Below are 12601 nucleotides of genomic sequence, written 5' to 3' on the forward strand. Positions count from 1 at the left end.
GAACTCCTACCTTCCGGGAGCGAGGGCCGGGTCCCGGCCGGAGCCGGACGCGAGGGGCCTGGTGTCGTGCGCGGCGGGATCGTCGGCGCCCTGACGGCCGGACGGCGCGCGTACGGCGTCCTCGGCGAAGACCGTCCTCACGCTCTCACCGGCGCGCCCGTACGATCGCGCAGTTGCGCCGGGCTCACCCCGGGCGCGGTCTCCACCAGCGCCAGTCCTCGCTCCGTGACGTCGAGGACTCCGAGGTCCGTGATGATCCGGTGCACGCACCCCTTGCCCGTGAGGGGCAGCGAGCACTCCTCGACGATCTTCGGCGAGCCGTCCTTCGCGGTGTGCTCCATGATCACGATGACCCTGCGGGCGCCGTGGACCAGGTCCATCGCGCCGCCCATGCCCTTCACCAGCCTGCCGGGGACCATCCAGTTGGCGAGGTCGCCGCGTGCCGAGACCTGCATCGCGCCCAGCACCGCCACGTCGATGTGCCCGCCGCGGATCATGCCGAACGACAGCGAGGAGTCGAAGAACGACGCGCCCGCGAGCACGGTCACGGTCTCCTTGCCGGCGTTGATCAGGTCGGGGTCGACGTCGCCGGGAGCGGGGTAGGGGCCGACGCCCAGGATGCCGTTCTCCGAGTGCAGGATCACGTCCACCTCCGTCGGCAGGAAGGAGGGGATGCGGGTGGGCAGGCCGATGCCGAGGTTGACGTAGTCGCCGTCGCGCAGCTCGGCCGCCGCGCGCGCCACCATCTGGTCACGGCTCCAGCTCATGAGGCGTCCTCCCCCGGGGAGACGGGAGCGGAGGTGGTGCGCCGTTCGACGACCTTGTCGGCGGCCTGCTCCGGGGTGAGCCGCACGACGCGCTGGACGAACACGCCCGGCAGGTGGACCTCGTCGGGGTCGAGCTCGGTCAGCTCCTCGACCTCGGCGATCGTGATCCGTCCGGCCATCGCGGCCAGCGGGTTGAAGTTCGCGGCGGCCTTGTTGAACACGAGGTTGCCGTACCGGTCTCCCCTGGCCGCCCGCACCAGCGCGAAGTCGGTGGTGATGCCGTACTCCAGCACGTGGTCCCGTCCGCCGAACTCGCGCACCTCCTTGGGCGGCGAGGCGAGCGTCACCGAGCCGTCCGGGCCGTGCCGCAGCGGCAGCCCGCCCTCGGCGACCGGCGTGCCGACTCCGGCCGGGGTGTAGAAGGCGGGGATGCCGCAGCCTCCCGCGCGCAGCCGCTCGGCCAGGCTGCCCTGCGGGGTCAGCTCCACCTCCAGCTCCCCGCTCAGATACTGGCGGGCGAACTCCTTGTTGTCACCGATGTAGGAGGCCGTCACCCGGCCGATCCGCCCGGCCGCGAGCAGGACGCCCAGGCCGCCGCCGTCCACTCCGCAGTTGTTCGACACCACGCCGATGCCGCGTACGCCGGTGTCGTACAGGGCCTGGATCAGCACGTTCGGGATGCCGCTCAGGCCGAACCCGCCCACCGCGAACGACGCGCCGTCGCGCACGTCCGCCAGCGCCTCCGCGGCGTCGGCGACCACCTTGTCCCTGGGCACGACACTCCGTCCCGCCGTGTGTTCGCTCTGCGAACTCTAGTTCACTAATCGCATCCGAGTATGTTTATCCCTGACTTTCCTGTCAAAGCACCCTCGCCGCACGGAAGGGGAACCGGCGCCGACGCCCCGAGCCCCATCACCACACCGACGACCTCGCCACGCCGCTCACAGGTGTCGTAGCCGATCGCGGAGTGTACGCGCGACCTGCGCCATGAGCGCCTCGGCCCCGGGCTGGTCGATGGCCGGCACACGAGACTCGGTGAGCACGACGACTCCGAAGACCTGACCGTCGGCGTGCTCGACGACACCGATCTCGTGGCGGAGGTTGAGAAGCGTTCCGGTCTTCGAGGACCACTTCGAGGCGTCGGAACTGAAATCGGGTGCCAGCCGATGCCGCAGCACGTTGTCGGCCATGAGGGTCCGTACGCGCTCGCTGACGCCGACGTCGATCCGGGACGGCGTCCACAGTGCCTGCAGGAGTTCCATCAGCGCTCGCGCGGTTCCCGAGTTCGCGTGGGTCACGTCCAGGAGCGGGAGGCGATGTCCTCGCCCGGCCGTACCCGCTTCGATGGCGAGGAAATGGGCCAGATGGGCGTCTGTCGGGTCGAGGCGTGCCGTCGGGGTCTCGGAGAGTTCCCGCATGGTGTGACGCACCGCGATGCCCTGAAGCCCCAGTCCGTGCAGCAGCGCCGAGACCTCGGCGGGCGGGGTGAAGGTGAACAGCGCGTCCGCCGCGATGTTGTCGCTCACGGCGATGCTGAGGTAGAGCAGGTCGTCGATGGCGATCCGGGCCGGGTGCCGGAACCTGCTCAGCCCGGTCGGCCCCGAGGTGGTGATCCCGCCCGGTCGCACGATGACCTGCGTGGAACCGTCGAGTTCGCCCCTGCGGATGCGTTCGAGCGTCGCGACGGCGAGCGGGATCTTGACGACCGAGGCGATCGGGAACTCCAGATCCGGCTCGATACCGATCTCCTCGCCGGAACGCAGGTCCCGGACCAAGAACGATCCGTTCAGTCCGGCGTCGTCGAGCGTTCCTCGCAGTTCGCGGATCAGGGTCTCGACGTTCACGGCGTCCCTCCGTCCTGGTCGTGCGCGCCCAGGCAGCGGGCGATCGCGTGCCACAGCCGGGTACGGATGCGTTCCGCGTCGTCCCTGACGGCGGCGACGACATCGAATCCGCGGACGGGCTGGATCTCACCGATGGGGCGCCAGTGCAAACCCAGTTCCTCGGCCTGTTTGGACGAGCACAAAAGGAGATCCGTCGAGCCGAGGACCTCGGCGGTGGCGGCGGCGAGCGCGGTGGAGACGGTGACCTGCGTTGGCTGGAGACCGACGGCGTCCCGGATCCGGAACATCCGGTCGCGGATGTGGGGGACGTCGTCCTCGGGCTGGATCCAGACCCGGCTCCTGCGCGACGACCGCGCGGCTCGACCGGCCCGCAGGGTCTCGACGTAGACGGTGTCCGCGATCTGGTCCGTGGCGCCGGCGAGTCCGAGCCTCACCGACCAGGTCGCGTCGCTCGACGGTACCGCCGCGAGGGCGGCGCGGACCTCACGAGAGCGGACGAGTTCCGTCCGCCCGGCCGGGGCGGCGGCCTGAAGGTCGAGGTAGACGCCGTTGCGGCGCGCCTCCGCGTCGAGCCGTGCCAGATCGCGCGTGGTGCAGACGTCGGGAACGACGAGGCGAAGGGGGTTGCGCCTGGCTCGTTTCGCCTCGTGCTCCATGTCGTCCACCAGGCGCACGAGACGCTTCGCCCACGGCAGCATGTCACGGCCGAACTGCGTGAGCCTCGCTCCGCGCGACGACCGATCGAACAACCGCTCCCCGAGGTGAGTCTCCAGGGCGGCGATGCGGCGGCTCGCGACCGACTGCGGCACCCGGGTGGCCGCCGCGCCCTCCGTGAAGCTCCCCCGCTCGCTCACGTTGACGAACGCTCTGCACGCTCCGACGACGTCCACGCGGCAAGCGTATGCCATTTCAGCATGGAATCGACCATTTCTGTCTTTGACGGCATCAAACGCCAGCGCGAGACTCTCACCGAATCCCATCGACCGCCGGAAGGCATCGCATGCTCACTCGTTCCGTTCGACGCGCCACCCTCTCGGCGCTGGCCTCACTCATGCTCATCCCTGTGGCAGGTGCCCTCTCGGCAGCCCACGCGACCGCCGCTCCGCCGGTGACGACACCGGCGCCCACCGAGCGGGTCTTCAAGGAGTTGCGCGCGCTGGAGACGTCCTTCAAGGGCCGGATCGGCGCGTACGCCGTGGACACGGCCACCGGCAAGACGGTGACGTACCGGGCCGGTGAGCGTTTCCCGCTGCTGTCCACCTTCAAGGCGCCCCTCTGCGCGGGCGTGCTGCACAGGGCGCGCACCGTTGAGCCCGGCCTGATGAACAAGGTCGTCAAGTGGACGGCCGCCGACGTGAAGCCCGGCTCGCCGGTCACCGAGAAGCACACCGACGACGGGCTCACCGTCGCGCGGCTGTGCGAGGCGACCATCACCCGGAGCGACAACACCGCGGCCAACATGCTGCTGAGGCAGATCGGCGGCCCCGCCGGGCTGACCCGCTACCTCCGGACGCTGAAGGACCCGATCTCCCGGCTGGACCGATGGGAGACCGAGCTCAACGACTGGAGTCCCAAGGAGAGGCGTGACACCACGACGCCCGCGTCCATGGGCCGTACCCTGCGCGCGGTCACGGCGGGGAACGCCCTCAACGCCAAGGACCGGGAACGGCTGAACACCTGGCTGGTCGCGAACACGACGGGAGACAAGCGTATCCGGGCGGGCCTGCCCAAGACCTGGAAGATCGGCGACAAGACCGGCACGAACTCCGACGGATTCGGCGGCGGGCACGACATCGCCGTCATCTGGCCCAGGAAGGGCGTCGCTCCCGTCATCATGGCGATCTACACCAACCGCACTCCGGGCCTCGCCACCGACGACAAGGCCATCGCGAAGACCGCCACCATCCTGGCCCGCGGGCTCGGCAAACTCTGAGGCCCCGCCCGGGCAACCTCCGAGCTTGAAGATCCCGACCTCATCCAGGCTCTCAGCCGCGTCGTCCGGGGCGGCTGAGAGCCGGTCACCGCCTTCTCAGGTCCGCCGGACGCCGATGAGCCGCTGCAGCAGGATGAAGGCGAACAGCAGCAGGCCGATGAAGATCTTGGTCCACCAGGAGCTGAGGGTACCCTCGAAGCTGATGATCGTCTGGGTCAGGCCGAGGACGAGGATGCCCAGAACGGTGCCGAAGAGATACCCGGAGCCGCCGGTGAGCAGCGTGCCGCCGATGACCACGGCCGCGATGGCGTCCAGTTCCATGCCGACGGCGTGCAGGCCGTACCCGGACAGCATGTAGAAGGACAGCAGGATCCCGCCGAGCGCGGAGCACAGCCCGCTGATCGTGTAGACGGCGATCTTCGTTCGTCCCACGGGAAGACCCATGAGCAGCGCGGACTGCTCGCTGCCGCCGACGGCGTAGACCGTGCGGCCCAGACGCGTGTAGTGCAGCACGTACGCGGCGACCAGCACCACCACCGTGGCGATCACCACGCTGGGCGAGATCCACATCTCTCCGACCAGGTCGATCCTGGTCTGCGCGAAGGCGGTGAAGAGACCGTCGGTGATCGGGATCGAGTCGGTGCCGATCGTGTAGCACAGCCCGCGCGCCAGGAACATCCCGGCGAGGGTCGCGATGAACGGCTGGACCTGGAAGTAATGGATGATCGCCCCCATCCCTGCTCCCAGCGCCGCGCCGACGGCCAGCACCAGCACGATCACCACCGGCGCCGGCCAGCCCTGGTTCGTGACGAGGCTGGCCGTGATCATCGTGGACAGCGCCACCACCGCGCCCACCGACAGGTCGATGCCGCCGGCGAGGATCACGAACGTCATGCCGACGCCGACGACGAGCAGGAAGGCGTTGTCGACGAAGACGTTGAGTATCACCTGGCCGCTGGCGAACCCCTCGTACCGGATGCCGCCGGCCGTGAACATCGCGATGAGCAGGCCCGCGGTCACCGCGACCGGAACGTACCTGCGGGGGATCGCGAGCCGCCCGGCGGGACCGGCCGTGATGGTGTCCGTCGTCATCTGTTCCTCACCGTCTCTTCCCGTGCCTGCCCGCCCTCTTCCCGCGCCTGCTCGGCGTCCGCGCCCGCGGAGGGACGGCCGTGCTCCTCCTTGGGAACCGGAGGCGGTGGGGCAGGACGTCTGTTCCCCCCGAACACCTTCTGCCGGAAGGCGGGCGACTGCAGCAGGCACACGATGGTCACCACGAGGGCCTTGAACAGCAGCGTCGTCTCCGGCGGCACACCGATCGAGTAGATCGTGGTGGTCAGGGTCTGGATGATCAGGGCTCCCAGCACGGTGCCGCTGAGCGAGAACCGGCCGCCCGCCAGCGAGGTGCCGCCGATGACGACGGCCAGGATGGCGTCCAGCTCGATCCACAGGCCGGCGTTGTTGCCGTCCGCGCTGGACACGTTGGAACTGATCATCAGACCCGCGATGCCCGCGCACAGCCCGCAGAAGGTGTACGCCACGATCAGCACGCCCCGGGAGCGGATCCCCGACAGCCTGCTGGCCTCGGCGTTGCCGCCGACCGCCTCGATGAACATGCCCAGTGCGAGCCGCCGGGTGAGAAAGGCGGTCAGCGCGATCAGCGCGATCACGATGAGGATGCCGAACGGCAGCGTGAGCCAGTAGCCGCCGCCGATCAGCTTGTACGGGCTGCTGTTGATCGTGATGATCTGCCCGTCGGTGATCAGCTGGGCCAGGCCCCGTCCCGCGACCATGAGGATCAGTGTCGCGATGATCGGCTGGATGCCGATGGCGGCCACCAGGAACCCGTTCCAGGCCCCGAGCACGAGTATCACCAACAGCGTGAGGCCGATCGCCGACAGCACGCCGCCGACGGCGTTCTGGTCGGTCAGGTCGCTGATCTGCATGCAGGCCAGCGCCCCGCTGATCGCCACCACCGATCCGACCGACAGGTCGATGCCGCCGGTGGCGATGACGAGCGTCATGCCCAGCGAGACCAGGATCAGCGGCGCCCCGAAGCGGAGGATGTCGATGAGGCTGCCGTAGAGGTGGCCGTCCCTCATCTGCACGTTCAGGAAGTTGTCGGTGAACACCACGTTGAGCGCGAGCAGCGCGCCCAGGATCACGGCGGGCCAGAACAGCCGGTGCCGCGTCAGCGCGCCGAGGGCACCGGAGGTGCCGTTTCCCACAGTGCTCATACCGGTGCTCCACTCGCGATTTTCTGCATCAGGACATCGGTGGTGAGCGCGTCGTCGTTGTCGAGCTGGGCGATGAGCGTACGGTCGCGCAGCACCCCGACCCGGTGACTGAGCCGCAGGACCTCCTCCAGCTCCGCGGAGATGAACAGCACGGCCATGCCACCGTCGGACAACTCGACGACCAGCCGCTGGATCTCCGCCTTCGCGCCGACGTCGATTCCCCGGGTGGGCTCGTCGAGGATGAGCAGCCGGGGTTCCATGATCAACCAGCGGGCCAGCAGCACCTTCTGCTGGTTGCCGCCGCTGAGGGTGCGGACCGGCTGCTCGGGATCACCGGGCCGGATGTTCAGCGCGGTGATGTACTTGGCGACCAGTTCGTCCTGCTTGCGGCGGGACAGCGGCCTGCTCCAGCCGCGCTCGGCCTGCAGCGCGAGGACGATGTTCTCCCGCACCGTGAGCTCGTCGACGAGTCCCTCCGCCCGGCGGTTCTCCGAGCAGAAGGCGATCTTCTGGTTCATCGCCGCCCTCGGTGTGCGCAGCGCGACCCGCTTGCCCTCGACCCGCAGCGAGCCGCTGTCGGCGTGGTCGGCGCCGAACAGCAGGCGCGCCAGCTCGGTACGGCCGGAGCCGAGCAGCCCGGCCAGCCCGATCACCTCACCCTGCCTGATGGTGAGCGTGAAGGGGCTGACACCGCCCGCCCGCCCGAGGTCGCTCGCCTCCACCAGCGGCTCCGCGACCCGAGCGGGCGGCTTTCCTTCGAGTTTCTCCAGATCGGCCAGCTCCCGCCCGATCATCTTGGCGACCAGATCGACCTGGGAGAGCTCACGGGTGAGGTACTCCCCCACGAGCTTCCCGTTGCGCAGGATCGTCATGCGATCCGATATCTCGTAGATCTGGTCGAGGAAGTGCGAGACGAACAGGATGGCGATGCCCTTGTCCTTCAGCCGGCGCATCACCCGGAACAGCTGGGCCACCTCGCCGGCGTCCAGGCTGGAGGTCGGCTCGTCGAGGATCAGCACCTTGGCCTCGATGTCGACCGCCCTGGCGATCGCCACCATCTGCTGAACGGCCAGCGAGCACGACGCCAGCGGCGCCGACACGTCGATGCGCAGATCCAGGTCGCCCATCAGTTCATCGGCCCGGCGGCGCATCTCCCGCCACCGGATGCGTCCGAAGCGGCGGGGTTCGCGGCCCACGAAGATGTTCTCCGCCACCGAGAGGTTCCCGCACAGGTTGACCTCCTGGTAGACCGTGCTGATACCGCCCTGCTGGGCGGCGGACGGACTGGAGAAGGCGACAGGTTTCCCTGCCAGCTCGATCTCGCCCTCGTCGACGCCGTACACGCCGGTCAGGACTTTGATCAGTGTCGACTTCCCCGCGCCGTTCTCTCCCATCAGCGCGTGCACTTCGCCCGGCAGCAAACGGAAGCCGACATCGTCCAGGGCCTTGACGCCGGGGAATCGTTTGCCGATTCCGCTCATCCGTACGATCGGTGCCGGTTGGTCCATGCCGCGCTCTCCTCTCTTTCCCAGGTGGGCGGCTCAGTACTGGCGGTTGGGGAGGGCTTCCTTCGCCTGCTCCTGGGTGAAGGTGGTCTCCTCGGTCACCACGCGCTCGGGGACCTGCTCACCGGCGACGACCTTCTTGGCCAGGTCCATCAGCTGGGGGCCGAGCAGCGGGCTGCACTCGACGATGTAGCTGATCTTCCCGTCGGCCAGGGCCTGCATCCCGTCCTTCACGGCGTCAATGGTGATGATCTTGATGTCCTTGCCCGGCACCTTGCCCGCGCCCTCGATCGCCTCGATGGCGCCCAGCCCCATGTCGTCGTTGTGCGCGAACAGCACGTCGATGTCCGGAGTGGACTTCAGGAACGCCTCCATGACCTCCTTGCCCTTGGCCCGGGTGAAGTCACCGGTCTGCGAGGCGGCGATCTTGAACTTCGAGTCGGCCGCGATCACCTCACCGAAGCCCTCCTTGCGGTCGTTGGCCGGGGCCGAACCGGTGGTGCCCTGGAGTTCGACGATGTTCACCGGGTCGGTGGAGTCCTTGTACTCCTCCACCAGCCACTGGCCGGCCTTCCTGCCCTCCTCCACGAAGTCGGAGCCGAGGAAGGTCTTGTACAGGGTCTTGTCCGCGGAGTCCACCGCCCGGTCGGTCAGGATCACCGGGATCTTGGCGTTCTGCGCCTCCTTCAGCACGGTGTCCCAGCCGGACTCCACCACCGGCGAGAACGCGATGACGTCGACCTTCTGCTGGACGAAGGACCGGATCGCCTTGATCTGGTTCTCCTGCTTCTGCTGGGCGTCGGAGAACTTCAGCTCGATGCCGGCGCTCTTCGCCGACTCCTGCACCGACTTGGTGTTGGCGGTGCGCCACCCGCTTTCGGCACCCACCTGGGAGAAGCCCATCACGATCGTGTCGTTGGCACCGGCTCCGGCGCCGCCGGCGTCGGCGGTGTCCGGTCCTTCCGTACTGCCGCAACCCGTCATCGCCGCGGCCATGACGCCCGCCAGGACGAGCGCTGAGATCTTTCGGAACATGGGGGGATGTCCTTCTATGTGAGCGTTAACATTTGAACGGAGGACCATGATTGGCGCCGGTCGTCCGGGTTGACGGCCGCGTCGACGAAGCGCCGCTCACCCGCAAGGCGATCGAGGGCACGCGATGGATGTCCGCGCACCACGCCCGACGCCTGGACCTGCTATGACGGCACGTCGATACCGCGCCACTTCACAGTTCCGCAGTCTCCGGTCGCGTGTTTTCTCCCACGCGCCCGAAGGTCCGTTGTGTAGCCGGGCGACCGTCTGGCGCGACATGCTCGCCTCGGCCGTCACCGGCGGTTGGAGCTCCACACCTGTCTGCACGGCCGCTCCTCATCTTGCGTTGGACAAGACTGTGAACGCTAACAACCGTGCCGTCAAGCGGTCGCCTTATTACGGTCTAATCACACCGGAAACCTGGGCTCTGCTAGACCTCGACCATCCACTGCCACGGGCAAGGACATTACTCACCATGACTCCCGGCTCCGGGAGAGCCCACCTGGACACGGAGCCGGACCGGGATACCCGCTCACCGGAAACGCCGGAAAACGCGCGGAGGGCGGCGGCACGGGACGGCGATCCGCGACTCTCCCCCGACCACCACGGGCATGCGCTCCGCACCCCCACCCCGATACCGGTTCGGCGCCACCGCGAGCCCGGAGAGCGGAAAAAGGGTATTGACAGCGGTTACGTTAACGACAAAACTCGTGTTTGAAACATATCGGTAACCAGGCCGCCTCTCGCATCGCGACTGCCGCACCGCCACCCGGCGGCGCGCATCCTTCCTTCGCGAGACGTTCTCCCAAGAGCACAATTTTCCAAGAAGGCGGCGTGAAAACCGACGTGAGATGTTAACGCTAACAAAAAGTCTCACCCGGATCGGCGCGACGGGAGCCCGGCCGTGCGCTCCGGAACGTCCGGGCCTGCCGGGCGGCTCCCGGGAAGCCCCGACGGCACCGCCGGCCACCGACGGCCTCGACCGCGACGATTCACTCACCTCTCGTCGGCACCCGCCCTCCGCGGCACCGGCCCCGGGAAACCCTCCCCCGCGGCACTACTCTTTGGCCCTGGGCTGGGCGCGGACGTGCATGCGCTCCCCCTGGGGACCGAAGAGGCTGAGGATCTCCACCGCCCCCGCCCCCGCGCTGCCGAACCAGTGCGGGAGCCGGGTGTCGAACTCGGCGACCTGACCCGCGACCAGCACGAGGTCGTGGTCGGCCAGCACGAGCCTCAACCGGCCGGAGAGCACGTAGAGCCATTCATAGCCCTCGTGAACCCTGGGATCGGGCTCGGTCTGGTCCGCGGGGACGATGATCTTCCAGGCGGCGATGCCCCCCGGCTGGCGGGTGAGCGGGACCACGGTCCGGCCGTGCGCGCGGCGAGGCGTGAGCCGGACCCTGGGATCGCCCACCTCGGGCGTGCCGACCAGCTCGTCCAGCGGCACCTGGTGGGCCAGGGCGATGGGAAACAACAGCTCCAGGCTCGGCTTGCGCTGCCCGGACTCCAGGCGAGACAGCGTGCTCTTCGAGATCCCGGTCGCCTCGGACAGCGCGGCGAGGGTGATCTCGCGCTGGATCCTGAGCCGCTTGAGGCGAGGCCCGACCTCGGACAGAGCTTGAGCGATCTTGTCCATGCCACCAATTGTCACAGGGAAGCAGGCCTCGCGGCGGGCCCGGTCCCTCACGAGGTTTTGTCGTACCGGCGTGGCAGCATGCCTCCATGGCGACATCGAAACAGCCGGTGACGGTTCCGACCGGCGTGAGCGCCGACGACTTTCTGGCCACGGTCCCCGACCCACGCCGACGAGCCGACGCGGAGCGCCTGCGCGCGATCCTGTGCGAGGTGACCGGTGAGCCCGCGGTGATGTGGGGTCCGAGCATCGTCGGTTTCGGCGGTTACCGTCGCACCTACGAGAGCGGGCGGACGGACGAGTGGCCCCTGGTGGGCTTCTCCCCGCGAAAGCAGCATCTCGTCGTCTACCTGGTGGGCGGGTTCGAGGAGCGCTACGCATCGGTGCTCACCCGGCTGGGTCCGCACAAAGCCGGAAAAGGTTGTCTCTACCTGAAAAGGCTCGACGACGTCGACGAGAGCGCACTACGTGAGCTCGTCGACCGCGCGGCCCGGGTGCACAGGGGCGTCGACCGGGCCGGGTGAGCACCGACGATCACCGTTGCCCGTCCCGTGAGGGCGGCTCCGCACGGTACGCCTGCCGACCCGGCGCGTCCGGCGGCGCCGCCGGACGCGCGCGTCCACGGCCTTCCTGGCCGCCTCGCGGTTCGGTCAGCGTTCTTCCAGCATGTCGGTGACCGGCCGGCGGACTCCCTTGCCCTCGTCGAAGGTGACGCCCAGACGCATGATCATCTGGGGATACTCCTGCGAGCACAGCTCCTGTCGCAGGAATTCCCGCAGGTGAAACATCTCCAGAGCCTGGGTGTGGAAGGCCGCGCTGAGACCGTGGGCGCAGGCGCGCAGCAGGACGCGCTGCAACGCCTGACCGGCCGTGATCCAGTCCTCGCGGGAGTCGCCCTTCGTGGTCAGGACCGCCACGACACCGGTGGAGACGGAGAAGAACTGATCGCTCTCGTTGCCCCAGGGATGGCCGTGGGTGTAGTCACGCTGGGCGAAGTGCGGGCGGGTCCGCCGGGGAGTGCGCGGGTAGCCCTCGGCCGGGACCCCGTCCGCGCGGGCGCTACCCGGCGGCCGTGCCCAGCGGATCAGCTCCAGCGACAGCGCCCGGTCCTGCGACTGCACGTCCTGGGCGGCGCAGGTGATCGCGGCGAGCACCCGGATCGCCGCCTCGGAGCGGACCGGCGTCAGCCGCGCCCCCTCACCCTCCGCCTCGGCCACCAGTGTCTCGACAAGACGCTCAGGGACGGGCAGCTCGGTGAAACCGGCCCGGTGGGTGCGGCGGCGCTCGATCTCGGCATACAGCAGCCGGGCGCTCTCGTCGGCGGGTACGGCCGCTCCCGGCCGTATCGTGGCCAGCAGCGCCGGGCGGTCGGGGTCGGGCAGCACGCGCACCTGCGGCTCGTAGCCGAGCGCGCGCAGCGCGAGCCGCACGTTCATCAGGGCCGCGCCACAACTGATCAGCATCTCCCGGCCGGCGGCGTCACCGATCCGCAGTTTCCTGTCGCTGTCGGCGCGCAACGCGATCTCGTCGCCGTCGACCCCGAAGGACCACGGCTGGGTGTTGTGCACCGACGGCGCCCACGTGGCGGCCTGAAGCGCCGTGCGGATCACCGAGGTGATCTCCTCGGCGGTGCGGACGTTCATGATCTTC

General features: G+C 68.9%; 13 protein-coding genes. 2 read left to right on the forward strand and 11 right to left on the reverse strand.

Annotation, left to right across the window (positions count from 1 at the left end):
* Window positions 1-6: 6 nt before the first annotated feature.
* From AB0B90_RS07595 to AB0B90_RS07615, 5 genes are all read right to left on the reverse strand, one after another.
* Window positions 7-141, reverse strand: a complete 135-nt coding sequence (locus AB0B90_RS07595; RefSeq protein ID WP_362921455.1) for a hypothetical protein — start codon at window positions 139-141, stop codon at window positions 7-9.
* Window positions 138-767 carry a CoA transferase subunit B gene (locus tag AB0B90_RS07600; RefSeq protein WP_362921457.1) on the reverse strand — a complete coding sequence of 210 codons (630 nt, stop codon included), beginning with the start codon at window positions 765-767 and terminating at the stop codon, window positions 138-140. The genes AB0B90_RS07595 and AB0B90_RS07600 overlap by 4 nt, the downstream gene beginning before the upstream one ends.
* Entirely contained in the window at window positions 764-1543 is a 780-nt protein-coding gene (locus tag AB0B90_RS07605; protein ID WP_350946197.1) for a CoA transferase subunit A, read from the reverse strand. Before AB0B90_RS07605 ends, AB0B90_RS07600 begins: the two co-directional genes overlap by 4 nt.
* Before the next feature lie 165 nt (window positions 1544-1708).
* Window positions 1709-2611, reverse strand: a complete 903-nt coding sequence (locus tag AB0B90_RS07610) for a serine hydrolase (RefSeq protein WP_362921460.1) — start codon at window positions 2609-2611, stop codon at window positions 1709-1711.
* A complete protein-coding gene (locus tag AB0B90_RS07615) occupies window positions 2608-3501 on the reverse strand; it encodes a LysR family transcriptional regulator (RefSeq protein WP_350946199.1) in 894 nt (297 codons plus the stop codon). The genes AB0B90_RS07610 and AB0B90_RS07615 overlap by 4 nt, the downstream gene beginning before the upstream one ends.
* 173 nt (window positions 3502-3674) lie before the next feature.
* On the opposite strand from AB0B90_RS07615, the gene bla reads away from it, so the two are divergent.
* Window positions 3675-4544, forward strand: coding sequence for a class A beta-lactamase (bla, locus tag AB0B90_RS07620; protein WP_362921463.1), 870 nt, complete (start codon window positions 3675-3677; stop codon window positions 4542-4544).
* Window positions 4545-4640: 96 nt separating this feature from the next.
* On the opposite strand, the gene yjfF is transcribed toward bla, so the two are convergent.
* The 5 genes from yjfF to AB0B90_RS07645 form a co-directional block, all read right to left on the reverse strand.
* Window positions 4641-5636: a galactofuranose ABC transporter, permease protein YjfF gene (yjfF, locus tag AB0B90_RS07625; protein WP_350946201.1), complete on the reverse strand. Its 996-nt coding sequence runs from the start codon at window positions 5634-5636 to the stop codon at window positions 4641-4643.
* The gene (locus tag AB0B90_RS07630) at window positions 5633-6781 is read right to left on the reverse strand and encodes an ABC transporter permease (RefSeq protein WP_362921465.1); all 1149 of its coding nucleotides are present in this window, start codon (window positions 6779-6781) and stop codon (window positions 5633-5635) included. The genes yjfF and AB0B90_RS07630 overlap by 4 nt, the downstream gene beginning before the upstream one ends.
* Window positions 6778-8289, reverse strand: coding sequence for a sugar ABC transporter ATP-binding protein (locus AB0B90_RS07635; protein ID WP_350946203.1), 1512 nt, complete (start codon window positions 8287-8289; stop codon window positions 6778-6780). Before AB0B90_RS07635 ends, AB0B90_RS07630 begins: the two co-directional genes overlap by 4 nt.
* 33 nt (window positions 8290-8322) lie before the next feature.
* Window positions 8323-9321, reverse strand: a complete 999-nt coding sequence (locus tag AB0B90_RS07640; protein WP_350946204.1) for an ABC transporter substrate-binding protein — start codon at window positions 9319-9321, stop codon at window positions 8323-8325.
* 1054 nt (window positions 9322-10375) lie between these two features.
* Entirely contained in the window at window positions 10376-10954 is a 579-nt protein-coding gene (locus AB0B90_RS07645) for an XRE family transcriptional regulator (RefSeq protein WP_350946205.1), read from the reverse strand.
* 86 nt (window positions 10955-11040) lie between these two features.
* Between AB0B90_RS07645 and AB0B90_RS07650 the strand changes: the two genes are divergently transcribed.
* Window positions 11041-11475 (forward strand): DUF1801 domain-containing protein, encoded by a 435-nt coding sequence (locus AB0B90_RS07650; protein ID WP_350946206.1) that lies wholly within the window; start codon window positions 11041-11043, stop codon window positions 11473-11475.
* 126 nt (window positions 11476-11601) lie between these two features.
* Here AB0B90_RS07650 and AB0B90_RS07655 read toward each other — a convergent pair whose 3' ends face one another.
* On the reverse strand, window positions 11602-12594 hold the full coding sequence (locus tag AB0B90_RS07655) for a nitroreductase family protein (RefSeq protein WP_362921468.1): 993 nt from the start codon (window positions 12592-12594) through the stop codon (window positions 11602-11604).
* Window positions 12595-12601: the final 7 nt, after the last annotated feature.

It is taken from the genome of Streptosporangium sp. NPDC049078 (genome assembly GCF_040648855.1).
Classification (GTDB): Bacteria; Actinomycetota; Actinomycetes; order Streptosporangiales; family Streptosporangiaceae; genus Streptosporangium.